General features: G+C 30.1%; 30 protein-coding genes. 6 read left to right on the plus strand and 24 right to left on the minus strand.

Annotation, left to right across the window (positions count from 1 at the left end; genetic code table 11):
- The 13 genes from J2S15_RS11040 to J2S15_RS11100 form a co-directional block, all read right to left on the minus strand.
- Positions 1-588: hypothetical protein (locus tag J2S15_RS11040; RefSeq protein ID WP_307408257.1), on the minus strand; the 588-nt coding region annotated here is incomplete at its 3' end.
- A gap of 221 nt (positions 589-809) precedes the next feature.
- Complete coding sequence (locus J2S15_RS11045) at positions 810-1,244, minus strand: MarR family winged helix-turn-helix transcriptional regulator (RefSeq protein ID WP_307408258.1); 435 nt, start codon at positions 1,242-1,244, stop codon at positions 810-812.
- Between the two features lie 126 nt (positions 1,245-1,370).
- The gene (locus tag J2S15_RS11050; RefSeq protein ID WP_307408260.1) at positions 1,371-1,865 is read right to left on the minus strand and encodes a PH domain-containing protein; all 495 of its coding nucleotides are present in this window, start codon (positions 1,863-1,865) and stop codon (positions 1,371-1,373) included.
- Between the two features lie 128 nt (positions 1,866-1,993).
- Positions 1,994-2,848: a class II fructose-1,6-bisphosphate aldolase gene (gene fba / locus J2S15_RS11055; protein WP_307408262.1), complete on the minus strand. Its 855-nt coding sequence runs from the start codon at positions 2,846-2,848 to the stop codon at positions 1,994-1,996.
- A 3-nt stretch (positions 2,849-2,851) separates the two neighbouring features.
- Complete coding sequence (locus tag J2S15_RS11060) at positions 2,852-4,708, minus strand: fructose-specific PTS transporter subunit EIIC (protein ID WP_307408264.1); 1,857 nt, start codon at positions 4,706-4,708, stop codon at positions 2,852-2,854.
- A gap of 1 nt (position 4,709) precedes the next feature.
- Positions 4,710-5,630 carry a 1-phosphofructokinase family hexose kinase gene (locus tag J2S15_RS11065; protein ID WP_307408266.1) on the minus strand — a complete coding sequence of 307 codons (921 nt, stop codon included), beginning with the start codon at positions 5,628-5,630 and terminating at the stop codon, positions 4,710-4,712.
- A gap of 86 nt (positions 5,631-5,716) precedes the next feature.
- Positions 5,717-6,454 (minus strand): MurR/RpiR family transcriptional regulator, encoded by a 738-nt coding sequence (locus J2S15_RS11070; RefSeq protein WP_307408268.1) that lies wholly within the window; start codon positions 6,452-6,454, stop codon positions 5,717-5,719.
- Between the two features lie 78 nt (positions 6,455-6,532).
- Positions 6,533-6,853 (minus strand): low molecular weight protein tyrosine phosphatase family protein, encoded by a 321-nt coding sequence (locus tag J2S15_RS11075; protein WP_307408270.1) that lies wholly within the window; start codon positions 6,851-6,853, stop codon positions 6,533-6,535.
- 100 nt (positions 6,854-6,953) lie between these two features.
- Positions 6,954-8,042, minus strand: coding sequence for a C40 family peptidase (locus J2S15_RS11080; protein WP_307408272.1), 1,089 nt, complete (start codon positions 8,040-8,042; stop codon positions 6,954-6,956).
- Between the two features lie 3 nt (positions 8,043-8,045).
- Positions 8,046-9,119, minus strand: a complete 1,074-nt coding sequence (locus J2S15_RS11085; protein WP_307408274.1) for an NlpC/P60 family protein — start codon at positions 9,117-9,119, stop codon at positions 8,046-8,048.
- Between the two features lie 2 nt (positions 9,120-9,121).
- Positions 9,122-10,198, minus strand: coding sequence for a C40 family peptidase (locus J2S15_RS11090; RefSeq protein WP_307408275.1), 1,077 nt, complete (start codon positions 10,196-10,198; stop codon positions 9,122-9,124).
- Positions 10,199-10,243: 45 nt separating this feature from the next.
- Complete coding sequence (locus J2S15_RS11095; protein WP_307408277.1) at positions 10,244-11,671, minus strand: hypothetical protein; 1,428 nt, start codon at positions 11,669-11,671, stop codon at positions 10,244-10,246.
- Positions 11,672-11,680: 9 nt separating this feature from the next.
- Positions 11,681-11,839 (minus strand): hypothetical protein, encoded by a 159-nt coding sequence (locus J2S15_RS11100; RefSeq protein WP_307408279.1) that lies wholly within the window; start codon positions 11,837-11,839, stop codon positions 11,681-11,683.
- 154 nt (positions 11,840-11,993) lie between these two features.
- Here J2S15_RS11100 and J2S15_RS11105 point away from each other — a divergent pair, with 154 nt between their 5' ends.
- On the plus strand, positions 11,994-12,341 hold the full coding sequence (locus J2S15_RS11105; RefSeq protein WP_307408281.1) for a helix-turn-helix domain-containing protein: 348 nt from the start codon (positions 11,994-11,996) through the stop codon (positions 12,339-12,341).
- A gap of 117 nt (positions 12,342-12,458) precedes the next feature.
- Here the strand turns inward: J2S15_RS11105 and J2S15_RS11110 are convergent, their stop codons facing one another.
- Positions 12,459-13,907 carry an RNA polymerase sigma factor gene (locus J2S15_RS11110; RefSeq protein ID WP_307408283.1) on the minus strand — a complete coding sequence of 483 codons (1,449 nt, stop codon included), beginning with the start codon at positions 13,905-13,907 and terminating at the stop codon, positions 12,459-12,461.
- Between the two features lie 24 nt (positions 13,908-13,931).
- A complete protein-coding gene (locus tag J2S15_RS11115; protein ID WP_307408285.1) occupies positions 13,932-14,300 on the minus strand; it encodes a hypothetical protein in 369 nt (122 codons plus the stop codon).
- A gap of 176 nt (positions 14,301-14,476) precedes the next feature.
- On the opposite strand from J2S15_RS11115, the gene J2S15_RS11120 reads away from it, so the two are divergent.
- Positions 14,477-14,608, plus strand: coding sequence for a hypothetical protein (locus tag J2S15_RS11120; protein WP_307408286.1), 132 nt, complete (start codon positions 14,477-14,479; stop codon positions 14,606-14,608).
- 20 nt (positions 14,609-14,628) lie between these two features.
- Here the strand turns inward: J2S15_RS11120 and J2S15_RS11125 are convergent, their stop codons facing one another.
- From J2S15_RS11125 to J2S15_RS11155, 7 genes are all read right to left on the minus strand, one after another.
- Complete coding sequence (locus tag J2S15_RS11125; protein ID WP_307408288.1) at positions 14,629-15,888, minus strand: peptidoglycan bridge formation glycyltransferase FemA/FemB family protein; 1,260 nt, start codon at positions 15,886-15,888, stop codon at positions 14,629-14,631.
- 188 nt (positions 15,889-16,076) lie between these two features.
- Positions 16,077-16,754, minus strand: a complete 678-nt coding sequence (locus tag J2S15_RS11130; protein ID WP_307408290.1) for a suppressor of fused domain protein — start codon at positions 16,752-16,754, stop codon at positions 16,077-16,079.
- A 9-nt stretch (positions 16,755-16,763) separates the two neighbouring features.
- Positions 16,764-17,339: a hypothetical protein gene (locus tag J2S15_RS11135; protein ID WP_307408292.1), complete on the minus strand. Its 576-nt coding sequence runs from the start codon at positions 17,337-17,339 to the stop codon at positions 16,764-16,766.
- Between the two features lie 238 nt (positions 17,340-17,577).
- The gene (locus J2S15_RS11140; protein ID WP_307408294.1) at positions 17,578-18,153 is read right to left on the minus strand and encodes an RNA polymerase sigma factor; all 576 of its coding nucleotides are present in this window, start codon (positions 18,151-18,153) and stop codon (positions 17,578-17,580) included.
- A 365-nt stretch (positions 18,154-18,518) separates the two neighbouring features.
- Positions 18,519-18,911: a hypothetical protein gene (locus tag J2S15_RS11145; RefSeq protein WP_307408296.1), complete on the minus strand. Its 393-nt coding sequence runs from the start codon at positions 18,909-18,911 to the stop codon at positions 18,519-18,521.
- 17 nt (positions 18,912-18,928) lie between these two features.
- Positions 18,929-19,177 carry a hypothetical protein gene (locus tag J2S15_RS11150; RefSeq protein WP_307408298.1) on the minus strand — a complete coding sequence of 83 codons (249 nt, stop codon included), beginning with the start codon at positions 19,175-19,177 and terminating at the stop codon, positions 18,929-18,931.
- 119 nt (positions 19,178-19,296) lie between these two features.
- Positions 19,297-19,899 (minus strand): SOS response-associated peptidase family protein, encoded by a 603-nt coding sequence (locus J2S15_RS11155; protein ID WP_307408300.1) that lies wholly within the window; start codon positions 19,897-19,899, stop codon positions 19,297-19,299.
- 300 nt (positions 19,900-20,199) lie between these two features.
- Between J2S15_RS11155 and dinB the strand changes: the two genes are divergently transcribed.
- The 4 genes from dinB to J2S15_RS11175 all read left to right on the plus strand — a co-directional run bounded on the left by dinB (position 20,200) and on the right by J2S15_RS11175 (position 23,592).
- A complete protein-coding gene (dinB, locus tag J2S15_RS11160; protein WP_307408302.1) occupies positions 20,200-21,462 on the plus strand; it encodes a DNA polymerase IV in 1,263 nt (420 codons plus the stop codon).
- Positions 21,459-21,701: a hypothetical protein gene (locus J2S15_RS11165; RefSeq protein WP_307408305.1), complete on the plus strand. Its 243-nt coding sequence runs from the start codon at positions 21,459-21,461 to the stop codon at positions 21,699-21,701. The genes dinB and J2S15_RS11165 overlap by 4 nt, the downstream gene beginning before the upstream one ends.
- Positions 21,702-21,919: 218 nt before the next feature.
- Positions 21,920-22,375, plus strand: a complete 456-nt coding sequence (locus J2S15_RS11170) for an RNA polymerase sigma factor (RefSeq protein WP_307408307.1) — start codon at positions 21,920-21,922, stop codon at positions 22,373-22,375.
- A gap of 2 nt (positions 22,376-22,377) precedes the next feature.
- The gene (locus J2S15_RS11175; protein ID WP_307408309.1) at positions 22,378-23,592 is read left to right on the plus strand and encodes a hypothetical protein; all 1,215 of its coding nucleotides are present in this window, start codon (positions 22,378-22,380) and stop codon (positions 23,590-23,592) included.
- A gap of 156 nt (positions 23,593-23,748) precedes the next feature.
- Here the strand turns inward: J2S15_RS11175 and J2S15_RS11180 are convergent, their stop codons facing one another.
- A complete protein-coding gene (locus tag J2S15_RS11180) occupies positions 23,749-24,177 on the minus strand; it encodes a hypothetical protein (protein ID WP_307408311.1) in 429 nt (142 codons plus the stop codon).
- Positions 24,178-24,189: 12 nt separating this feature from the next.
- Positions 24,190-24,810: a hypothetical protein gene (locus tag J2S15_RS11185; RefSeq protein ID WP_307408313.1), complete on the minus strand. Its 621-nt coding sequence runs from the start codon at positions 24,808-24,810 to the stop codon at positions 24,190-24,192.
- Positions 24,811-24,862: the final 52 nt, after the last annotated feature.

Genomic DNA, 24,862 nt, shown 5'->3' on the forward strand with positions numbered 1-24,862 from the left:
GTAGTTAGCTATTTCTTGTTTCTTTCTTTTCATCTTCCACAGCAACACCTTCAATCGATGATTCAAGTGTTTCATCATTACTTTGATATACAGCTCTTCAAATAAATACAGATTTATTTCTTTTCCATCTACAATACAAGTATTATGTTTGGTATATGAAAACCCACATCCTTTAAAGATATGCAATTTAACACTATTTCCTTGTGATATAGATATTAGACTATTGTGCACTTTCTTGAATTGCAAATATTGTTTTTCAACTTTCTTATACTTCTTTTTAATATTCTTATGTTCTCTAGTTACTCGCTTTTCATGAAACTTTTGGATTTGAATACTTGTCTTTATTTTTGCTTTTACATCACTTATCACACTAAGTGGCATATAGTCATTAGTGCCATATCTTGCCTTCAACTTCTTTTGAAATCCTTTTCCTATTTTCACATCATAAAAAGTATCATCATAGCATCTACGATAGGTATAACGATACATTTGATTATATACTTTTAAATCATGATGGATACAATTTATTTGAGGTTCACTTAAATGTTTGAGATAGAATCGTTGACTTTGAGAGATAGTTTTTGACATAAGTATTACTCCTTTTATTGGTTTATAATATTATATCAACGATTCAGTTTTGTTTATTTCTTATTAATCAAATAATACCATTATACCCCTAGTGATTCAATACTATTTTTACTAATATTTTCTCCAATTTCGCAGTGATTATTTTGTATATTTCACGCTTTCTCCTCTGACGAAACAAATTTCTTAATATATAAAAAAAGAACATTAATCATGTTCAATTTTTAAATCTTTAATTTCATGTAAGAGCTTAGTTTTTCATCATACTTCTTCAATGACTGTATTAACTCATCTAGCTCATCACCTAAATCATCATTTACTAAATCAAAGAAATGTTCATAACTCTCTTTTGATATTTTTCTTCCTTTGTCTGTAATTTCAATATAAGTAATACGTCGATCAACTTTAGATATTTTCTTTTTTAGCATTTTGTTTTCACTTAATTTTGTTACTACTACTGATAAGTTTGCTGCTGCCTTATTTAATACTTCAGAAAGTTTATTAAGTGTCATTTTATCATGTGAATCACATATCCTAATCACTCTTAACTCTATATATGATATTTTATATTTTTCAAAAAAAGAAGCCATTAATGCCATTGCTGTATCTTGAATTCTATAACTTATCAATTCTACTTCTTCAATTTTCTTTTCATCCACCATTGTACCTCCTGACATCATTATATATAGTATAACATATTTATATATAATGTATAACCAAACGTTGAGTGAGGTAATAAAAAAGAGAGATTAGAAAATATATAAAATCTAATGTCTCTGTTTTTATTATATCTTTTCGTGATATTGCACTGTCATATCTTCGCGAATGTTTAATACTGCTCTTCTGATAATATCTTTTACAGCAAATGCATCCAGAATATTCTGCATTACAAATACCCCTTCTGTGATATCTGTAGTATAGATGGTAATGTCACCAACTTTAGCAATACGATCAGTAACTGATTGTTTTACCTGAATGTCTTTCACATGACGTAATTCAACTTCAAACTGCTTTTTACCAATTAATCCATCAGTAATAATAATTCTTTCGTTTGTAACCTTATATCTTGTATCATTTAAAAAGCCCTTCGCTTTATCACCAATACCTTGAGGTTTCCCTTCCCAAAGTATAACCTCTTTGTCTGCTGGTTGAGCATTTGGACTAGTTTGATTACTTGGACTTTTTTGATTCATTTGAGCTTGTACGTTTGATAAATCTGTACCACAGCTTGCACAAAATTGATTGTCTTGTGCATCGAATCCACATTTTGGACAAAACATTATTTGCACCCTCCTTAATTTTATTTCATTATACTATAGGAAAATTGATATAACAATCTTTTGTCCACTATCTATTCTATAGAAAAAGAGTCTATAGCAGTAATAATACTGATATAAACTCTTAGTTGTTAGATTGCTTTATTTACACTGTCACAAACATGCATTTTTTCTTTAACATACTCTTTGACATATTCTTTTCCAATCGTATTATACTTTTTGGGATCAATTGTTTCTGGTTTATCTTCCAGAACTTCTTTGACACCTTTGGTAAATGCGATTCTTAAATCTGTAGCATAATTTACTTTACAGATTCCATTTTGAATACATTCTTTTACTACTTCATCTGCTACTCCACTAGTTCCATGTAACACTAGTGGAATACTTACTACTTTTTTAATATCTTTTAATACATCTATTGCTAGTTTTGGTTCACCTTTGTACACTCCATGTGCGGTTCCAATACCAACTGCTAATGAAGATACATTGGTTCTCTTCACAAACTCTACTGCTTCTGTTGGATTGGTGTATGGATTTTCATCACCACCATCCAAGTCATCTTCTTTTCCTCCAACTTTACCCAGTTCTGCTTCTACTGAGATTGCAGAAGGTCGACAAGCATCTGCTACACGTTTTGAAATTTCAATATTATCTTCAAAGCTTTCATGTGAACCATCAATCATAATTGATGTATAACCAACTCTAAGTGCTTTCATACATAACTCAAAGCTATTTCCATGATCTAAGTGAAGAGCAACTGGTATAGTTGCCTTATTCGCTAGAGCACTTACATTGGCAAGATATAACTCCAGTCCTGCATAACTGACTGTAGAAGGTGTTGTCTGGAGGATTACAGGAGACTTTAATTCCTCCGCTGCTTCGATAACTGCCATTACCATTTCCATATTTTCTACATTAAATGCACCTACTGCATACTTATGTTTCTGTGCATCTTTTAACATTTGTTGTGTTGTAACTAAAGGCATGAATTAACCTCTGGTGCTTAAGACTGTAAGCACTTCTTTTTCATTTGGACAATTACGTAATGCATCAATAAATTCTTCATGAATTAATTTCTTAGATAAATTTGCCAATGTCTGCAAATGCAAATTACCATCTGTTTCTTTTGCTGCTATCATAAAGATTAAATTACATTTTTCACCATCTGGTGCATCATAATCAAATCCATTTTTCGATATACCTACTGCTACATTTGCTTTTTTCACTGCATTTGTTCTAGCATGAGGAATGGCAATTCCACTTCCTACTGCAGTACTTGCCTGAGCTTCTCTTTCTAAAATTGCTACTTTAAATTCTTCTTTATTACTAATCATTCCATTCTCATCTAGTAATGCAATCATTTCGTCAATTACATCATTTTTATTTGTTGATTTTAAATCTATAGTAATTGTATTTTGGTCAAACAATTCTTCAAAGTCGATTGTGTTTTCTGAAATAGTTTCAGTTATTGTAGTTTCTTGTTCTACTTTAGGTGTTACAAAACGATAGAGTACTGCACCAACAACTGATCCAATTAAGATACATCCAACCCAAATAAATGGTTCATTCACAATTCCCAAAATTAAGAATCCACCATGAGGTGCAGGAACCTGAACTTTCATCATATACGTAAGAACTGCTGAAATTGAAGAAGCTATCATTAATACTGGTAAAACTTTTAATGGATTCTTTGCTGCAAAAGGAATTGCTCCTTCTGTAATATGTGTACACCCAAGAATATAGTTAATAAGTCCTGCTGTACGATCTTCACTTGTAAAACGATCTTTAAAGAAGGTTGCTGCGATTGCAATTACAAGAGGAGGTGTAATACATGCTGCAGATACTCCAGCCATAAAGTAGAAGTTACCTTCTGCAAGTAATGCAGTTCCAGTTACATAAGCTGCTTTGTTTACTGGCCCACCCATATCAAATGCACTCATACATCCTACTACGATTCCTAAAATAAATGGGTTTGAATCTTGTAGTCCTTTCAGGAAATCCATCATTGCCTGATTAAGTGCTGAGATTGGTTCTCCAAGTAATAACATCATTGCACCCATTACAAACACGGAAACAATTGGAAGAATGAAAATAGATTTTAATCCTTCTAAAGATCTTGGCATCTTTCTCATTGATTTTACTAAGAATAATACAAAGTAACCTGTTGCAAATCCACCAAGAATTCCTCCTAAGAATCCTCCACCTGTAGAATTTGCCAGCATACCTGTTACAAACCCAGTAATCATTCCTGGTCTACCTGCGATTGACTGTGCAATGAATGCAGTGAAAATCGGAACCATTAATCCCATTGCCACTCCACCAATCTCTTTAATAGATGCTGCTATCTCATTATATTGCGAACTTGTAGGATCAAATGAATAGATTCCCCACAGGAATGAAATAGCTGTTAATACCCCACCAGCCACTACTAGAGGAAGCATATGTGATACACCATTCATTAAATGTTTATAAATTGTATGCCCAACTGATTGTTTTCCTACTTCAACTGCTCCTGATTGTTTTGCCCCACCACGTACTGGTACTTTTCCATCAAGACATAATTGAATTAATTCCTTTGCCTTGTTGATTCCATCTGTTACTGATACTTCTAATACTGGTTTTCCATTAAAACGATCCATATCAACGGTTTTATCACATGCAACAATAATTGCATCTGCACTATTGATATCTGCTGCTGTTAATTCATTTTCAGCTCCAATCGCTCCATTTGTTTCTACTTTTATTTCTACACCCAATTCTTTTGCTGCTACTTCTAATGACTCTTGTGCCATATAGGTATGTGCTATCCCTGTTGGACATCCTGTTACTGCCAAAATCTTTTTCATATTATTTCACCATCCTTACATGTATTTTATCTTTATAGTTTTCTACCTTCTTAAAATCACCCAATGCATTGCTTTCTGCAACATTTGCTCCAATTGCTGCAGACTTTTTAAGTGCCTCTTCTATTTTGGTATTGTCCATTAACCATATACTCATAAATCCAGCCAATGCAGCATCACCTGCACATGCAGAACTTAATAGTTCAATCTCAACTGCAGAAGCATAATATATATGTTCTCCATTATAGAAGTAAGAACCTTTTTCTCCTAACGTTAATAAGATATTTTGTGCACCTTGCTCATATAAATATTCAAGGGCATCAATAACATCTGCTTCATCTCGTATAATCAATCCAAAGATATCCTTAATTTCTTCATCATTTGGCTTAATTAAATAGGGATGAAATTGAAGTAAACTTTTTAATTTCTTAGAACTTATATCTAAAATAACTTTTACCTCTTTCTCTTCACAAACCTTTAGGATACTCTGATAATAATCCGAATCAATTCCTACTGGTAAACTGCCACTGATGGATAAGCAATCCATATCATCAGCATTCTTTATTAACTCTAATAATTCCGTCTGCTTACTTTCTGGAACATAAGATCCTTCATTGACCATCTTATACTCTTTTTCACCATCAAACAGAAAGATATTAATTCGGGTTGTATCCTCAATCCAAGTAGGTAAGACTTCATAACCATTCTTTAATGATTCTTCCACAATATATTTTCCAGAAAACCCACCAAAGAAGCCTAATATTTTCGTTGGGATATTATAGTATCCTAAAACAAAACTTACATTTAAACCTTTCCCATTTGGTGTATACACAGTATCTCGAGTACGGTTTACTACTTTTGGTTCTAATCCATCTGTTGTTATGTTCATATCAATCGCTGGATTTGTAGTCAAAGTATAAATCATTAAACTCCTCCTCTCTTTACACTTTTAGTATAAGAAAAAGATAGATGAAAATCTTTCCAAAAAATGAAAATCATCATCTACCTTGTCTAATAAATAGCTAAATAATCAATTATAATTCGTGCAATTATGCTGAGTGATACCCTTGAAGAAACCTCGTATTTTGATATTGCCTGGTGCTCATGTTTATATCCAATCAGGTTTACTGTTGCATATTTACTTAACTGTGAGTTCTCGTTGCAACAACAGTTAATAATCTTACAGCCATTACGATTACCACTTTCAAGTGTTTCAATTAATTCCGTTGTTTTACCATTTAGCGAAAATGCAAATAGACATTCGTCACTTTTGATTTCACTTCCAACCTTTCGCATAATATTTGGATCTTTAATACAAACAGCATTTACATCCAATAGTTGAAGTTTAAAAGCAAATTCCTCAGCTACATATTCACTTAATCCTCTTCCCAAGACAAATACTCGTTTACTGTTTTTTATAATATAAATACTATCCAAAATATTCTGAATTGAAATTCTCTCAATATCATTTTGTGCTTCAATTAAAGATTTCTCCATAATCTCTCTAGCAGCCTGAATATCCGTATCTTTATGTTTGGCAGAAGATTTATAACGTAGTTCATTAAATCCTGCAATACCACATTTACGAATCGCACGTGATACAGTGGATGGTGATGAGAAGGTATTGAATGCAATATCTACAATTGATAATGTTGGAAGATTATCTTCATTATCATTAATATACCGTATTACTTCTAACTCCGTTTTTGACAAGCTATCAATAATATCCTGATTAAGTTGAATAATCATAAACACACCTCCATCTTATAGTTATATCCTACGATAAGAATAATCTATACACAAGAATAAATTATTAGAACTTATAGCTTATGTTATAAATTCATTTACCTCAGATTCCAAAATATCAATCAAAGATTCTTCCATAAACTGATAATCATCATAAATATTAAGAACAACTAATTTCTTATCTTCTATAACATCCTGATATTTCATCTTGATTCGCTGTGCATGCTTTTTTTCCATACAAAAAATAATATCTGCCCAACCAAGTAAACCAACAGTTACTTTAATCCTGGAGTTATTTTCGGTACCTGCTGAACGAGCAGTATGTCCATTTACTCCATTAAATATTTTTTCAGCAGTTAAGCTTCTTCTTTTGTTTTGACTACACAAAAACAGTAATTTCATCTTTTCCATATATTCAATTATAACAAATCTCACTAGATATTGAAAAAGTCCTTTCGGACTTTATTGATTATATTTGAAAAAATATTTCATCATTTAGTATTTATTCAACTCTTCTTATCTGATCAAAAGTTTCTAATCCATACAAACTCCGAGTTATGATTCCTGTTTCTGCATTTTTAGCTTCTACTATTTTCCAGTCACCAAGATAAAGCATTGCATGATTTCCCCTAATCAAAATATCTCCTGGCTGTGCCTGAGCAATATCTGTCGATCCAATATCATATCCTGATACTAATACCGAGTATCCCATCGAGTAACCATTTTGTTGATAGGCAAATAAAATTAAACCATCACAATCAAAACTATCCGGCCCATTAGTATCTAGAACATAGGGTTTCCCAACTTGGTTCAATGCAGTATTTATTACATCCTGAATTGTTCCTTTATTTTGCACAGGAGCATTCTGTGTATTTTCTGATACTGAACTATTTATATTATCATTACTTGTATTATTTGTTTGTTCAAAAGACTTTTCTTCAATTTCTTTTTCTCTAACAGTAACTTTAAACTTTAGTTCCGTACTATTTCTATTACTATCTACTGCAACAACTGTAAGTTCATAATCACCCACAGTGTTAGTATCTACTGCTCCATCAATAGTATAATAATTTACTTTATCTACAGATACAGTTGCATCTCTATCCTTTGATTTCACATTTGTCTTTTCTAATTCTTCTTTAGATATATATTCAATAGCACCATCTACTGGATCGCTAACTGACTCTATGTTTGATAGAACATCATATTGATTATCTATATCAATGGTAGGATTTTCTTCCTTCATCTTTATTTTTGGTTTCTTCGTATCTATTATTTCAATAGTTTTATTAAACTTCTTTTTTTGACCATCTTTTTCAACAACAAAAATTAAAGTATGTTTTCCTATTTCCATTGTGTTTAGTATAGGATATTCTTTTATTTTCCCATCTATTTCTTTCACTAAAGTTTTGGATTCAAAATTTTCAGTTCCATACTCTATCTCCACTAGACTTTCATCAAAAGTCAAATTAATACTCTTTTTCACCTCATTCTTCTTATAGTTATCATATATATAATAACTACTGATACCAGCAACAATGATAAAAAGAGAAACTAATAATATTATATATTTGCTTTTATTCGCTTTCATACTCTATCTCACTCTTCTTATATCTAAAAATTTCCAAGCACCCGGTTCTCCATACAAATATCTATCAGAAATTCGAACACCTGCAGATGAAACTGCTTCAATAACCTTTCCATCTCCTAAATATATAGATACATGATTTTCCGTATATATAATGTCACCTGGTTGTGCTACATCTAATGTATTTCCCACACTATATCCTGAATACGCTCCTGATGATGCCATAGAATATCCATTCTGAACAAACGCATATAAGACTAATCCATCACAGTCAAAAGAATCTGGTCCTCTGCCTCCAGTTACATAAGGTTTTCCAATTTGATTTAATGCTGTGTTTATTACATCTTGAATTGAACCCTTTGTCTGGACAGGGATATTCTGATTTTCATTTGTTGGGTTATTATTCGCTTGATTTTCACTTTCTGGTTTTCCTGCATCTTGTTGATTATTATTTTCAGTATCATTTTCTCTCTGCTTGACACTGACTTTAAATACAGATTCCATGCTATTTCCATTTTTATCAACTGCTAGTACTTTGATTTCGTAATCGTCTACAACACTAGTATCGATAACTCCTGAAACAGTATAATAGTTTGCTCTTTTCTTTTCACTTAACTCATCCAATTCTTCTTTTGATATATATTCAATAACGCCATCTACTGGATCGCTAACTGACTCTATGTTTGATAGAACATCATATTGAGCATCTATATCAATGATAGGATTCTCCTCTTTTAATCTTATTTCTGGTTTCTTCGTATCTACTATTTCAATTGTTTTTGTAAATTCCTTTTTTTGAGAATCCTTTGTGACTACAAATACTAAGGATTTCTTTCCTACCTCCATCGTATTTAAATCAGGATATTTCTCAATCTTCCCTTCTACCTTTTTCACCAAAATTTTTGTATCAAAATCTTGTGTTCCATATTCAACTTCATTAAGTTCATCATCAAACTGTAAAACAATACTATCTAAAATTTCATTCTTTTTATAATCATCAAATATTAAATATCCTCCAATACTAATTAAAATCACAATAACAATTATGATAATTATATATCTTTTCCTTTTCATTCCCATTATTATCTTACCCTCCGAATATCTATAAATTGAAATCCCTGCATGTTTGGGTCATCTGTCGCAAAATATGGTGCATAACTATTAACACGAATTCCCTGTTGTGGATTTTTTGCTTCAATTGCAAATCCATTTCCAATATATATTGCTACATGATTAGGTGTAACCAGAATATCACCTGGTTGGGCTAATGAAGCATCATTTCCAATACTGTAACCAGCTATAGAGGCAGTGCTAGGCATTGAATATCCATTTTGTGTAAACGCATATAAAACCAATCCATCACAATCAAAAGAATCAGGTCCTCTGCCACCAGCTACATAAGGTTTTCCCGCTTGAGCCATTGCTGTGTCAATTACATCTTGAATTGAACCTTTAGATGCTACCTGGCTATCAACTGATGTATCTCCACCAACTTTATTTATATCTTCATTTCCTTGAATATATGATTGATTATCATCTATATTACTAACTTCTTTTTCCTTAATAGTAAGAATAAATTGTGACTCTGCTTTATTACCATTTCTATCAACTGCAATTATTGTAATTTCATAATCATTCGCAACATTGGTATCAATTACTCCATATATAGTATAATAATTTATTTTATTTTCTAATTCTGATTCCTTATCTAAGTCTTCTTTAGATATATATTCTATATCTCCATCGATAGGATCCTTAACAACATCTATATTTGATTTAACATCATATTCACTACCTACTTCAATTGTAGGATTGTCTTCTTTGATTATTATTTCAGGTTTTTTTGTATCCTTAATCTCAATAGTTTTTGCAAACGTTTTGCTTTTCCCCTCTTTTTCAACTGTGAAAAGGAGTTTTTGTTTTCCTATTTTCATTGTATCAAGTTTGGGATAATTATTGATTTTACCATTTATAGAAGTAACTAGATTCTTTGTATCAAAACTATCTCCATATTCTACTTCATTTATAGTGTTATCAAATGTCAATGAAATACTATTTATAATCGCTTGTTTTTTATAGTTACAATATAATCCATAACTTACAACACAAGTAATTAAACCACATAGAATTAACACTAATATTTTCTTGTTCCTTTTCATTGTTTTCATACCCTACTACACTAATTCATCTGCTAATTGCATTTACTAATCTAGCTCAATTAACAGTTTCCCTTTCTCGCCTGATATCTCTTCAAAATCATTTATATTTAAATCATCTAAATCATATGTCTCTTTCATAAGTTCTTTTATAACATCTTTCCCCGAGACATTATCATTTAAAACAATAAACTTAGAAGTAAGTTTCCAATCAATTAATTGATCGTATTCTTCTTCTGAATTTATATCGTTAATTCGAAAATATAAATAAACTATACGCTCTTCTTGATTATCGCCAACTTTTCCCGAAGTTTTTACTTTATAAATATAGTGCAAATCAAGTTGTTTGTATTCCTTATCATAAGTTGTGTACTTTGATACAAGCTCCTTAGATTTCACCACATTGTCTTCAATGTCTTCGAAACTAAAGTCTCTGTCATTTGTTTTCGTTAAACTCATAAAATCTTTACGGTCATGTTCAATGATATCATTCATTTCGTCTACTGTTAACTGATCAATTTTTTTCATAGTTTTGGTAGGAATATCATCGGATGATTTATAACGCTCTATTAATCCTGTAACTTCATATTTGTTTTCCTTTATGGTTACATTGTAATTGTTTTCATCGGCTTTACTTTCATCATATACAATTTTAATCACTAATTCATCACCATTTGATAATTCCCCATTATTTGTAATTGTATATTCTACTGTTGATAAAAAGTCATTCATAGCCACACTGTCATTTGTATCTTCAAGTTCATTATAATCATATGACTCTCTACAATAAAAACTAGCTGAACCTTCTCCGCTATCTCCTTCGTATGTAACTTCACATGAATCTCCTAATATAATATCTATTGACTTAGGTTTATTAAAGAAAAGTTGATATACTACACCAGCTACAATTACAATGGCCAAAATAACTAAAATCAGTTTGCCTGTCTTTCCACTAACTACATTCTTTATATCCAGATTATTGTTATTGTTATCTGTTGCTTGAATTGCATTTTCAATATATTCATTTTTCTTTAAATTAATAATTGCTTTTACACCTAGAATAATCTGAATAAGAATACTTAATATTATCAATATTATTTTCATCATTAAATTTGACACAAATTGATCCAGCGATCCACTATTATCAGCAGAAGATACAATAGCAGATACTATTTGAGATCCATTAAATGCACCTAATAAAGATATTATTTCTAATACTAAATAGAACATCATGTCTTTTTCATTCGTCTTTCTATAAAACTTAATGTAAGATGCTCCTGCAATCACTACTAATGAACCAATAAGAATAATCATAAATACCAATGACAATAGTCCAATTTTATTAGCTACATTATGAATATCATCTAAATCAAATAAATTTCTTATTTGAAAAATACTAATACATGCAATTACTCCAAGTATTACTAATACATAATCTAAATTCTTTTTTGTAATATACGATTTTATTTTTTCCATTTTACCTTCCTAAAGTTTATTTTTATAAACTTTTTCACCTTTCTTATTTACTTGTTTTAAAATTTCACTTATTTCCTGATATAAGTGTTTTGCCTGTTCTACAGACAATTCTCCATCCTCTTCTAATTTGTCTAGTAAAGCTTTTATAGCATCATTTCTTTCCTCCATTTTTTCACCTCTCGCTTTATTGACGAATTTCAAATAAAACGGTTTTATAAAAATCATAAATTTTTCGAATTGTTATCATATATCACATTATGACTTTTACATTATTTTAACATATCATAAAATGACATACAATAAAGTAAATAGAGGTATCCCCATGAAATATAGTGATTTAAATTATGAAGATATTGGTAATAGAATTAAAACATTTAGAAAAGAAAAAAATCTTACTCAACAAAAGCTTGCAGATATAGTAGATATTGTAACTAGTAATGTATCGCATATTGAGCGTGGTACTACAAAAGTTAGTTTACCTACTCTAGTAAAAATTGCGAATGCTCTTGAGGTTACTGTTGATGAAATACTTTGTGGGAATGTAAAACAAGCAGCCCCTTTAATAAAAAAGGATATTGCAAAGCTTTTAGATGACTGTAATCCTAAAGAACTGAAAATACTGACTGATATTCTTGTAGCTAGTAAAAAAACTATTCGTGATAATCATTAAAGCGTATAAAAAGTACTCATTCAAAATGGGTACTTTTTTATCATTTTATACAACCTTCATCAACTATAAATTTAATATTTTAATGTGTAAAATGAACTCTTATATTAAGATATTTTATTAATTCTCTTTAATTGATTCAAACATTTCTTTCGCTAATCGTATTCTTTTTTCTTTAAATTCATCAGTTCCAAAATTAGATTGATCATCACGAATCGTAATAACAAATAAATAGTGCTTTATTTGATTATCAATTCCATTCAAGTCAACATTTATCGTTAATCCTTCACCATATGTATATCCACCCTCACCTGTAAATGCGGTACCAGCTCCCATAACACCACTTACTCTCAATGTAGCAAATACTTCACCATCTTCTTTATAAATTGATTCTATAGTAGTTTCGCTTCGGTCTTCAGCACCAGTAATAAAGTAATTATAACTTTGACCATTTAAATTATTAACAGCATCTTGAGCATTTTCTTTAGTATTAAAACCACAATGTATACAAGGCATCATTCCACCTTGAACTTTCCACATATCAATTCTGATTCCTTCAGGGCCAAACCTTGTATCATCATCTTTAGATTTCCATGTTATGATAGTATCATTTTCTTCCACTTTTTCGAGTCCTGATAACAGTGATATTTCTGCATTAACATCTGATAAAAGTAGTTGTTCAAACTCAAATTCTGGCGCTTCCTCCACTTCAATCACTTCTTCATTATGATTATTTTCTAACTCTTTACTTTCTTCATTATCATTCGTAGCTAAAAATACTCCTACTACAATGGTACAAATTGCCAAAGAACCAGCAAATAATTTAATTAATACCTGTTTAGCTATCTTAGATGATCCCTTAGTTGGAGTTATCTCTAATGATTTAGATATTAAATTCCCGTTTACATTCATCCATATTGAGCTAGATATTTTTGTTGATGCAGCGAATTCATTAAACATCCAAACCATAAATGGAATAGGTGCAACTCCTCTAAATTTAACGCCTTTAGCTTCTAGTGTCTCCACTTCTTTCTTTATGTGTTTTCTTCCATAGTTGAGCCTACTTTTTATTGTTCCACTAGATAGTTCTAATGTATCAGCAATTTCACCTACTGATAATCCTTGAAAATAATACATTAGAATACACATTCTATTTTCTTCTGATAAGTTATCAATAATATCAGACATAGCAATCTTTAACTCTTCGTATTCATATTGATCTTTAGGTTTAAATTCTATAGTTTCATCTTCTAGAAATTCTTCAACATTTTGTTCTTCGCTTGTTATATTACTAAAAACTGTTGGTTTCTTTTTCTTTAAATAGTCTTTTGCTTTATTAGCAACAATTCGATTCAACCAATTTGGAAACTTTGAATCATCCTCTAACTGACTAATTTTTTTAAATGCAGTTATATAGGCATCTTGAACAACATCATTTGCATCTTGTTCATCCTTTATAAATTTCCTAGCCATAAAATAACTTGTATGAATTGTTAAATTATATAATTCCTTTATAGCTTCATTGTCTCCAACTCTTGCTTTTTTTACATATTCAATAATCTTTTCCATATTTATATTAATTTCCCCTCTATATTAATTACTCAACATTTTCATAATGCTTTTATAATTATCTATATTATAGTATACACAACCCGCTATGACTACTAGCCAAGTTACTATACCAATCATTGATATAGTAGTTGTAAATAAAGCAATTGTTGCTCTAAATGCCAGTAATAGAAAGATAGGTCCATTGATTAAACCTTTTCTTCTTTTTAATTTAGCTTTTAATTCTGGTGATTTATTCTTATCAAAAATACCTTTTCCATAAATCAATTCCATAATTTTCTTAGACAACTTCCATACCGTTGGTCCAAATATTAAGAAGTAACTAATTACTTCATCTCCCATTCCTTCACTCACGTATTCTCTTTCGCCATACTCATTAATTCTTGTTTTCATTTCTAATCTCCTCACTTTCTTATGTCCTTCACCTTATTGACGACATAGAATTCATATGGTTTTATATCTTTTAAACTTTTCACAAATATTATTATACATCATATTTGTATATACAATAACATTATTTTTAAAACCAAATTTTTATTTAATCGTCTATGAAGTAGAGGAGGTCAAGTATGAACACTACTGTTACACTAAAGCAATTACTTTTAGATTTATCTAAAGACTGTAAAATAAGCAAGGAAGTACAATACAAAATATTACTGTGTGTCTTACATAACATAGTAAACAATCTATCAAATGAATAAAGAAAAAGCCCTTTTGGACTTTATTGTTTCTTGATTAAATTATACAACTTATAATGCTCTTTCTTAATTGGTAATATAAAATCACCAATCAATTCTTCCACATATCCATCAAATCCCTGTTTGAATTTGAATATACCATAGTCTTGCGCTTCTTCACGAAAGTCTCCACTTATTCCATAGAAATTATACTGTGAACAACCTCTCTCTATAGCCATTTGAATCATATGCCATTGTAATGCATAGTTTGCTTTATATTTCAAAAGATGTTTGTAAGATCCGCCAAACAAATAAATAATCTCAGTATCTTCAATTACAAAGATACATGCAGATAACGGTATTTCATTTCCATATGTTTCTTTTAAAGCTAATACTTCATCAATATTGTTTTGGTATGTATGAATTTTATCTTTTTCAGCTTTTATTATATTCTTACATTTCTGACATTTCTTTTCAGAAGATGAATCTAGTAATTGTTCATGTTTCGCTATTATTTCTTTTGATTCATCCTGATACTTCTTTTGTTTATTTATATATTTAGGTACATCTAAATATGCAAGTAATAATTGTGCCTTATCTCCATAGGCATCTAAATAATCTTTATAGAACTTATGATCTCGAATATCAAAATGACGTCGCTCACCTGTATGTTCCATGATATCCAAGTAAATTGGTAAATCTTTTGTAGTAAGTTCTTTAATACACACTTCATCATGAATTGCCTTATGTACATTGTACCTTGTTCGTTTGTGCATATTTGCAAGTACATCTTCTTTTGATTTTCCTTTTAAAGGTAATACAAATGTCCACCTTGGCTGATACTTTTCACTATTACCTACTGTAAAGCCCTGATGTTGAAAACCTGCATCTTCTAATATTTGAACAATATCTTCATTACTAAAACCATTATCTACTTCATCACCATTGATATCTCTTTCCTTATAAGTGATATATGGATCCATATGTAAATAGACACATCCTTTTTTAGATACATGTTTTTTTAATTCATGCATAAAGAAGTTAAACACTTCTTTATCACGATAGTCAATTAGCATTCCTCTCTGAATACAAGCATAGTGAAATTTCTTCATCAAAGGTTGATAAAATACCGCACACATCGCAATGAATTCATTATCACCTTTCACACCTAGCACTTCTAACTCAGATCCTCGTTCTTGCTTTAACCTTATCATTTCACACGAATTCATAAAATTACGATATTTATGATTCTTATGAAATCCCCTATAGTCCTCTTTACTTGCTACAACAAATTCTAATTTCATATGTATTACTCCTTTATATAATCCCAGCATTCCTCGTCCCTGTTTTACTTTTTGCCTTGATTATTTAATTCAGTTTCATACGTATTTCATTAATCAACTATTACAGTATACAAAAATAATGTGTCTGCTTTGTGAAGATTTTGTTAAGAGTATAGAAAAAGACCATGTATGGCCTTTTCATTTTTACACTAGCTTTTATATGCATTTTCACTTTTATAATAATTCTTGCGATTTGGATTAATAATGAAAGGATACTCATCTTTCATTAATTCTAACAAACTCTCTGCATCTTGTTCTAGTTTATAATTTACTTCTTCGTTATAAAGTGGAATAATCTGATAAAAATGAACTCGTTTACTATCCATATCAACAAACGTTCCTTTCTCTTCAACTGAGAATGGAGAAACTAACATACTACTTGATAGGTTTGTTGTATCTGCAAATGGTCCCTGATTATCAATTGTATGACCAAAACCTAACCAAGTATCACAATTAATTGGCAGTCTTGCTAAACCTTTTAATAAACGAATTGGCCAGTACCATTCTTCACTATTATCTTCTATCTTCCAATCTGGTGGAAGTACAATCATTAACTCAGCGTAGCCAAAGAAACCTTCCAGTTGTGGAGGAATATTCATCTTATGTGCTCCCATTCCCATAGTTACTAATGTATAGTAATTACGCTCACTCGTTGGTGCTATAATTCCAATATCCAAATGGATGTCTGGAGATACAATTTCATGAAATACATTATCTGCACTACCAAAATGTTCACTTATAAATGTATCTAGTTGTTCTAATTCTTGATCACTATACAGTTCTAAATTTAATTCTTTTTCTTTCTTCTTACGTTTAAAAAAACTCATATTTTCCTCCTAAAAATAACAATCAACATTCTTTTCAGTTAAGATATCTTCGATAATATCAAGATCTTTCTTTTTCACATGCATTAGTCCTAATGTCTTATCTTCATGATTAAAGAATTCTAATTCATGCTCTTTAAATATTGGAATTAAAAAATTATATCTCCATGTTGTAATTTTATACTGAACTGTATCTACTTTTTCATAAGGAACACACATATCTTTTGCTTTTCTTCCTAGGAAATAAACATTATTTTCTCCTAACCATAATCTTCCTCTTTCATATTTAGTATTTTCCATATCTGCTACAATCTTATTCAAATCATATTCATTATCAACACCTAGTAATTTCATATAGTTCTTTTTCTTCAATAATAGGAAAAAAGTAATAAGTGTCATTGAAAAACCAAGAATAAAAAATAGAAGACCCATTGCAAAGAACCCGACAAATTCACTCATCTGTGCTCCATCTTCATTTAATCCAATAAATCCAATAGCCAGTAATATTACTGCCATACTAAGTAAACTTATCCCCATAATTAACAATCGTTTTTTTGTGATATTTAGTGCTTTATCCAGTTTTTTCATATGCCCCCTCATTAGCCATTTTTATTACTCTTCTATTCTATGCTTAAGTTTATCACATTACTTCCTGAATTGCAGTTTCTTATATCAGTTTATTTATTGTACTTAGGATAAATATTCAATTCTTTTAAACTAAAATACCATGGATTTTAGATGTACATCTTTATAATAACTATCATTTAGCCAGTATGTTCTATAAGCAACAGAAAAGATAACGATTCTAATTTATACATATACAAATTTATAATTCGAAAGTATCATACCCTAATTTTATTAAACGAGGTTTTACATAATTTCTATATCGAAATAAATTTGTTTTAACAGTACCTTCAGGTATGTTTAAAGAATTAGAAATTTCCTTAATTGAATAATCATTAAGATATTTCATTTTTCCAACTTTTGACATTACGATTGGCATTTCTTTTGCTTCTTCCTTAATAACCTCTTTTATTTCTTTTCTATTCAATTTTTCAATTTGATTATCTGCTACTTCTATTATTTCTTCAAGATTAGTTTCATCATTAAGATGTACTTGTTTTACTCTCTTTCTCTGTGTGGAAATTATAAGATTAAATGCAATTTTAAAAAGCCAGCAATGAAAAGAATTGCAGTTATTTAACTTATCGATACACTCAAATACTTTTATAAATGTATCTTGAACAATTTCCTCAGCATCAAATTTATTTCTCATAAAATGGAGAGCAAAGTAGTAAACGGAATCATAATAGAAATCATAGATTGCAGTAAAAGAATTTATATCGCCCTTGTGGAATGCTTCAACATGCTTAATATCAATTTTCTTTCTTGAGTTATTCATAGTATCACGCCCTTTATATTTGCATTATATAATGTTTATTTATTATAAAGAAGTGATTTGACTATAAATTTATATATATAATAATATAATATATAAACAGTAACTATGATGTACTAAACCTTAATTATTCCTAAATAAAAAGTAGATACTCGTTTGAATCAAGTATCTACTTCATCATTAAATCTTATTGTACTTTTTTTCAAAATAATTTGATAGTCTTACTTTTAGCTGTACTGTCGTTAAAAATTTGGTTAATTATAATCATTGTAATTTATTCTATGAAGTAAAATAATAGTTTTAAAAATTATAAATCATAGACTCTAGTTTGCTATTGTATCAAATACTTATGATGATTATGCACAATATTACTTTTCATTAATACACCAAACTATAAAACCATTTATATCTTCCTCTGAATAGCCTAATGCATGAATTAAAACGATATATCGATCATACTCATCTTCATTATTCATAATGGAAGTATATTCATGGTTATAGTATCTTTGTATATCAGTAACTTGATCTCCTTCGGTATAAAACATATAACTACTATTTAAATCTTCACCCACCAAACTAACTCTTGAATAAGTATCACATTCAAAAACACCATCTTCACATTTAGCTTCAATTTCAAATCCATGTTCATTTATAAGTTTATCACTTACTTTATTGTAATCAATAGCCTTTTTTTCACTTCTCATACAACCAACTAGCATGAACAAGAAACTACATATAAAAATTATCTTTACCTTTCTCATAATTACTCCTACTTTCATTAACTATCTTTTGGTTTTGGATGATCAGGATTCATTATATATGAATATGTATTAAATTTAACAAAAAAGCTAATTCCAATTATCATAAGCATTATAGAAACAAAGACATTAAATACTAACTCTGATATATTTGGTAAACTGCCAATATCATATAATAGTATTTTCGCAATACCTATAGGAACTACAAGCAAAAATAAATATGTTATCTTATTTTTTACTATAATCCATTTTTCTTTTTTTTTATTCATGATTTCCACCACCTTCACTCATTTATAATATATCATAAATAGTTCATAAACATATTGATATGGTAATTTCTTATCAAAACTTGGAATTTTTAGGTGTAAATACTCAATAATTAAACTATCTATTCATATTTCTTTTCAACTAACTGCCACTTCAAATCAGGATATGATTTTGGTTTTGTCCACTTACCTGTGTCTTCTCCATTAAGATAATCTTCTATCTCATCATCTTCTAACATCAAAGGTAATCGATTATGCAGCACCGTAAATTCTGGAGTAGCTTCTTGTGTAACAATTACAAAATAAGGTTCATTATCTTTATCGATTTTGTAAAGTCCTGCAAACTTTAAAATATCTTGATGTTCTCTAAAAACAAGATATTTGTCTTTGTGATTTTGCCATTCATAAAATGCAGAAGCATATATAATACATCGATGCTCCTGGAAGTCTTTTTTAAAAGTGACTTTCTCTTTTACTGTTTCCTGTCTGGCGTTAATAAGATTATTCTTTGTTGTTTTACCTGTTTTATAATCTTTCCATTCCGTTTTTATACCCCAGTCCATAATTTCAAGTTTATCCTGATCTTTACCACTTGTTTCTACCAAGCTGCTATTTGTTGGAAATGTTTCACCAAACTTCATATCAGAGATATCTAAATCCTGACCTACACCATTTAAAATATCTTTTAATTGTTCTTCACTTATTGATACAAAACGACCGCACATACTCTCACTCCTTGTTTATATATAATCTTTATAACTACAATATAATATAAAAACCACATGTTGTCTTTTAAGTTAATCGCTTACTTATGGTTAATTTTATTTGTTATGGACTAAGGATGAAATTATTCTATCTTAATTAGATATTTCAATCACTGCTGCATCAATGTAATTTCACGAAAATTATCACTTCAAAGTGATATATGCAACTAAATCATAATTGTAAATATTTTCATTCCCATTTAATATTGATTTTTGGGAATTTATGATATAAAGTGTAAGTGCAAAGAGAGGGCAATTAAAATGAATAAGGATAGAGTAATTCTTCACGTGGACATAAACCACTGTTACGCGCAGATAGAAGAAATGCTTAGTCCGCCTTGTAGGAAGGTTGCTATGGCAGTTGGTGGCAACGAGGATCAAAGACACGGCATTATTCTAGCTAAAAACTTAAAAGCAAAGCCATTTGGTATCAAGACTGGCGAACCAATTCGAGATGCATTAAAGAAGTGTCCTGGATTGTTTATCATTCCTCCTAAGTATGATGCATATCAGTATTATACAGAGAAGGTAAAAGATGTATATCGAGAATATTCTGATAAGGTTGAATCATTTGGATTGGATGAAGCATGGATTGATGTAACTGAATCAATTGCTTTATTTGGTTCTGGTGAACAAATTGCGAAGGAAATCCAAAATCGAGTATTTACTGAATGGGGGTTAACTGTTTCCATTGGTGTTAGTTTTAATAAAGTATTTGCAAAATTAGGAAGTGATATGATAAAACCTTCTGGTCTTGTAGTTATAAGTAGAGACAATTACAAAGATACAGCATGGAAACTTCCTGTTGAAGATTTATTGATGGTTGGAACTGCTACTGAAGTAAAGATGAATAAGATGAACATCTATACAATTGGTGACTTGGCACAGACTCCGATAAAGGGATTACAGAAACGATTTGGAAAGATTGGTGTTCTTCTGTGGTCTTATGCTAATGGTTCTGAGACCTCTCAGGTAGATCCTACAGGAATTAAAAGAGTTCCTAAGTCAATTGGTAATTCATGGACAATGCCAAAGGATATCAACAACTTTAGAGAAGCGAAGATTGTCTACGAACGACTTACTAATTCAGTTGCCTGCAGGCTTCGTGAAGAAGGATATAAAGGGAATGTCATTCATATCAGTATTAGAGATAAGAAATTGGATTCTTTTGGCAAACAGATGAAAATAGATCATTACACTGATACAGCAAAAGAAATACTTCAGATAACGATGAATCTACTTGATGAGATATGGGATAGAGATATTCCACTACGCAGTATAGGTATCAGTGTAACTGGCTTAAAATCATATATTACACATACACAGTATGATTTATTTGGAGTGGTTGAAGAAATGGAAAAAGAAAACCAAATTGAAATGACTTTAGAAGACATAAGAGCAAAATTTGGATTCTTTAAAATTGATAAATGTTCCGCTTTAATTGATACACAATTAAGTGATGTAGATCCAAAAGGTAATCATACGATATTCCCTGTTGGCGTGTTGAAAGGAAGTATTGAATGAGAGTATTTAAGAAATATGTAAAAGTAATTGCCATATGTGATGAGGAAGGCAAACAAACTCCTTTATGTGTTGTTTGGCTAAATGGACATAAATATGCAATCGATAAGATTTTAGAGACCAGACAAGCAGCATCCGAAGTTGGAGGATGTGGCATCCTTTATAGATGTTTGATCAACAATAAAGAACGCAAACTATTTTATGAAGTAAATCGATGGTTTATAGAAAGTCCAAAACCATAAAAACGTAATAATGATTTTATATTGAATTTTTAAAGGTTTAAAAAAATGAAAATTAAATTTTTTCATTTTTTTTAATATTTATGAAAAAAACTACAAAGTCAAACGTAGTATTATTAGATAAGTAATTATAGACATTATAAATTCAATTATTACTTATCTATCATATTCAAAGAAAAGATATGATAAAATGAGGAAGAAAGTTTAGAGGGTTATTCGCGATGGACCATTCACAGTTTGAGGAATATATAGACAAATATTCCAATCTAGTTTTTCATGTTGCCTTGGCAAACACGTCAAATTTTTATGACGCACAAGATATTACACAGGAAGTCTATATAAAACTATATAACAGTAAATCTTTTGAAAGCGAAGATCATCTAAAGAATTGGTTAGTACGGGTTACAATAAATCAATGCAATAGTTTATATCGACGGTTCTTTAAAAAGAAATATGTAGATGTTGATATTAGTGAATTCATTATCAGTAAAGAAAGTGTTCAAGTACATGATGAACTTATGATGCTTTCTAAAACTGAGAGAACAATTGTATATCTGTATTACATCGAAGGATACACCTATAAGGAAATATCTGATATGACTGGTCGCAGCATCAGTTCCGTATCACGTGATATTAAAAACTCATTAGAACATATCAAATCCCAATTAGAGGAGTAACTATGAACGAAAATAACTATAAAAAATATGTAGATGAAGTAAATAAAAACAACAAAATAAAAGAACATCTGCAAGAGATTCCAAATAAAAAATCATCAAAGAAATACACAAAACCAATTGTAGCTTTAGCTATGGTTGTATGTTTAGTGATTGTAAGTGTATTTGCTTTACAGAATAATAATTCAAAGCCTGAAAAAAAGAAAGAAACACCAAAAACCGCTGATGTTATACCAAATTCTCGTAAAGGAGATGATGGACTGGTTTATTTAAAAGAAGATGTTGACTATCCCAATAACATAGGAATATCTGATACTCCTTTGTATGATACATTACCAGTCTATGAGAATGTGGAGTTAGAATATTCATCAGACGGTTATGTAAACCAAAGTATTACAGATATAATTTCACAGGAACAAATGGAAGAAGACTATGTAGAACCAATTGAAAAAATATTAAACCTTGATCCTAATGATAGAACTAGAACGGATAACGTCACTGACTGGGGAGTAACAACAAGTATTTCTTACTCTTATCCTAATGGTGTTTCATTTACTATTGATTTACATATATATGTAGCTATTTACTTTGAAAACCCTCAAGAATATGGTATCAAAGATGGAGAGTCCGCAAATGAGTTTGCACTTAAAGTCTTAGAAGAATTCACTGGTAAACCATATGAAACATATAATTACACAAGTGCATTTGATAATCCACCAAAATCAAATCGCAAGGGATATGTAACTCGTAGTGATGTAAATGATATGATGAAGACATTCGAAAAAATGAATTATCATTTATTCAAAGGTGATAACGGAGATGAACTTAGCATATCATTACCTAATTATTTTGGTTTATCTAAAGCAGCTGATAAAAAAATGATCAGTACAAAACAAGCGCTAGAAAATTTGAAAAATGATTATGGTGTTGGACCAACAGAGTATCCAGATTTTGGTGACCCTAATGCCGACTATGAAGCTCTTTTTCAAGAATATGATACCATTATCCAAAATGCATTAAGTGATGAAACTTATGAAGATGTATTGAGTATTGAATTATATAACAGTCGTCATTGGAGTTCTTACAACTATGTATATCCATCATACTTAGTCTTAATCAAAATACCAGATGATGTCGAAACAAATGCTGAGCCAGGAGAAACACCGTGTATTATAGTAATGGTAACTGCAACAGAACTTATTCATACACCTAGAGAGTAGCTATGTTATTCAGGAGATTGCAATTTGAAGCATTCATAAAAGAAAACAGCAGAATATTGAAAATCATTATGATATCCAGCATTCTGCTGTTTTTATTTTCTAAGTTAATGATAGTACTTTATAACTTCATCATGCTCAAGTATATAAATACTTAAATTAATTATTCACACCTTTATAAGGACTAAACAACTTATCAATTTCTTCATGCTTACTTACTTCTATAAAATATGAGTCTGTTTCCAGCTGTATTGAATATTTCTTACCATAGCGCTTTATCTCTTTAATATCATTAAGATCAATTGATATATAGGATGCTTTAATTCTAGCATTGCGTGATTTAAAAAACCCAGCAGATGTATTATAAGCTTCAGGTTTGATTTTATAAATCACGAATCTTCTATTTGTAAAAGCGAATTTACAACTAGCTGGCATGTTATTATACTTCTCATCATCACTATAATAAATTAAGCCATTTACTTTTAATTTCAATTGTTCATATGTATCAATACTAAGATCTGCTCCACATTGATGACAAATTTCTTCTTTGTTTTTTGCGGAACAAATAGAACATTTTATTTTCCCCATAATATATCCTTACTAGCCAAAGATTGCATCAAGAACATATGGGATAACCAAATTATTATCATCTGACAATCTATTAGAATGCCATATGATGTTCCCCTCTTTATCAAAAACTTCAACACCAAGATTCTGTGTCATCAAACTATCACGATAATTATCTTTAGTTATAACAATCTGCTCTTTGCGTGATTTTTTAATTGGTACAGCTTGCATATTATTAACAGCAAGTCCACTAATCTCACACTCTTTTCCACTCTTAATCTCTTCGATATATCTTTGTGCGACATTTCTAACAACAACAGATTCTACTGCATCGAACAAAGTCTCATAAAGAGCTGGTGTTTTTTTGGGACTTCCTCCATAAATAGGTATCCCAAATACTGACATTGAACGCATACCAATATTATGTTTTTTTCCATCCGTTGTTTGTAACGTAATTGGACCTTCAAAGTCACGACCAACACTAATGAATACATATTTATGTACCGTACTTCTCCCTACTGACACATTTACTTTTGCAATATCTTTGTAATAAATGCTTTTTCCTTTAAACTCCAGGTAATCATCATAAAAGTTAGTAACCTTCCCTTTCTTATGATATGGTACCTCTACTAATAAATTATTTGTATTACTCATATATTTTTCCCTCCATATAAATATTTACCTAAAACAGTATAGCATTCGCTAT

The sequence above is a fragment of the Breznakia pachnodae genome (genome assembly GCF_030814225.1).
Lineage (GTDB): Bacteria > Bacillota_I > Bacilli_A > Erysipelotrichales > Erysipelotrichaceae > Breznakia > Breznakia pachnodae.

What these genes read in the sequence shown, in the direction of transcription:
- J2S15_RS11150 (WP_307408298.1), bottom strand. Translation starts at nt 19,177, where the DNA reads ATGAATAAAAAAAAAGAAAAATGGATTATAGTAAAAAATAAGATAACA.
- J2S15_RS11095 (WP_307408277.1), bottom strand. Translation starts at nt 11,671, where the DNA reads ATGGAAAAAATAAAATCGTATATTACAAAAAAGAATTTAGATTATGTA.
- J2S15_RS11130 (WP_307408290.1), bottom strand. Translation starts at nt 16,754, where the DNA reads ATGAGTTTTTTTAAACGTAAGAAGAAAGAAAAAGAATTAAATTTAGAA.
- J2S15_RS11140 (WP_307408294.1), bottom strand. Translation starts at nt 18,153, where the DNA reads ATGAATAACTCAAGAAAGAAAATTGATATTAAGCATGTTGAAGCATTC.
- J2S15_RS11085 (WP_307408274.1), bottom strand. Translation starts at nt 9,119, where the DNA reads ATGGGAATGAAAAGGAAAAGATATATAATTATCATAATTGTTATTGTG.
- J2S15_RS11180 (WP_307408311.1), bottom strand. Translation starts at nt 24,177, where the DNA reads ATGGGGAAAATAAAATGTTCTATTTGTTCCGCAAAAAACAAAGAAGAA.
- J2S15_RS11110 (WP_307408283.1), bottom strand. Translation starts at nt 13,907, where the DNA reads ATGGAAAAGATTATTGAATATGTAAAAAAAGCAAGAGTTGGAGACAAT.
- J2S15_RS11065 (WP_307408266.1), bottom strand. Translation starts at nt 5,630, where the DNA reads ATGATTTATACTTTGACTACAAATCCAGCGATTGATATGAACATAACA.
- J2S15_RS11185 (WP_307408313.1), bottom strand. Translation starts at nt 24,810, where the DNA reads ATGAGTAATACAAATAATTTATTAGTAGAGGTACCATATCATAAGAAA.
- J2S15_RS11125 (WP_307408288.1), bottom strand. Translation starts at nt 15,888, where the DNA reads ATGAAATTAGAATTTGTTGTAGCAAGTAAAGAGGACTATAGGGGATTT.
- fba (WP_307408262.1), bottom strand. Translation starts at nt 2,848, where the DNA reads ATGCCTTTAGTTACAACACAACAAATGTTAAAAGATGCACAGAAACAT.
- J2S15_RS11155 (WP_307408300.1), bottom strand. Translation starts at nt 19,899, where the DNA reads ATGTGCGGTCGTTTTGTATCAATAAGTGAAGAACAATTAAAAGATATT.
- J2S15_RS11090 (WP_307408275.1), bottom strand. Translation starts at nt 10,198, where the DNA reads ATGAAAAGGAACAAGAAAATATTAGTGTTAATTCTATGTGGTTTAATT.
- J2S15_RS11175 (WP_307408309.1), top strand. Translation starts at nt 22,378, where the DNA reads ATGAACGAAAATAACTATAAAAAATATGTAGATGAAGTAAATAAAAAC.
- dinB (WP_307408302.1), top strand. Translation starts at nt 20,200, where the DNA reads ATGAATAAGGATAGAGTAATTCTTCACGTGGACATAAACCACTGTTAC.
- J2S15_RS11105 (WP_307408281.1), top strand. Translation starts at nt 11,994, where the DNA reads ATGAAATATAGTGATTTAAATTATGAAGATATTGGTAATAGAATTAAA.
- J2S15_RS11115 (WP_307408285.1), bottom strand. Translation starts at nt 14,300, where the DNA reads ATGAAAACAAGAATTAATGAGTATGGCGAAAGAGAATACGTGAGTGAA.
- J2S15_RS11070 (WP_307408268.1), bottom strand. Translation starts at nt 6,454, where the DNA reads ATGATTATTCAACTTAATCAGGATATTATTGATAGCTTGTCAAAAACG.
- J2S15_RS11060 (WP_307408264.1), bottom strand. Translation starts at nt 4,708, where the DNA reads ATGAAAAAGATTTTGGCAGTAACAGGATGTCCAACAGGGATAGCACAT.
- J2S15_RS11075 (WP_307408270.1), bottom strand. Translation starts at nt 6,853, where the DNA reads ATGAAATTACTGTTTTTGTGTAGTCAAAACAAAAGAAGAAGCTTAACT.
- J2S15_RS11165 (WP_307408305.1), top strand. Translation starts at nt 21,459, where the DNA reads ATGAGAGTATTTAAGAAATATGTAAAAGTAATTGCCATATGTGATGAG.
- J2S15_RS11080 (WP_307408272.1), bottom strand. Translation starts at nt 8,042, where the DNA reads ATGAAAGCGAATAAAAGCAAATATATAATATTATTAGTTTCTCTTTTT.
- J2S15_RS11120 (WP_307408286.1), top strand. Translation starts at nt 14,477, where the DNA reads ATGAACACTACTGTTACACTAAAGCAATTACTTTTAGATTTATCTAAA.
- J2S15_RS11145 (WP_307408296.1), bottom strand. Translation starts at nt 18,911, where the DNA reads ATGAGAAAGGTAAAGATAATTTTTATATGTAGTTTCTTGTTCATGCTA.
- J2S15_RS11050 (WP_307408260.1), bottom strand. Translation starts at nt 1,865, where the DNA reads ATGTTTTGTCCAAAATGTGGATTCGATGCACAAGACAATCAATTTTGT.
- J2S15_RS11100 (WP_307408279.1), bottom strand. Translation starts at nt 11,839, where the DNA reads ATGGAGGAAAGAAATGATGCTATAAAAGCTTTACTAGACAAATTAGAA.
- J2S15_RS11135 (WP_307408292.1), bottom strand. Translation starts at nt 17,339, where the DNA reads ATGAAAAAACTGGATAAAGCACTAAATATCACAAAAAAACGATTGTTA.
- J2S15_RS11170 (WP_307408307.1), top strand. Translation starts at nt 21,920, where the DNA reads ATGGACCATTCACAGTTTGAGGAATATATAGACAAATATTCCAATCTA.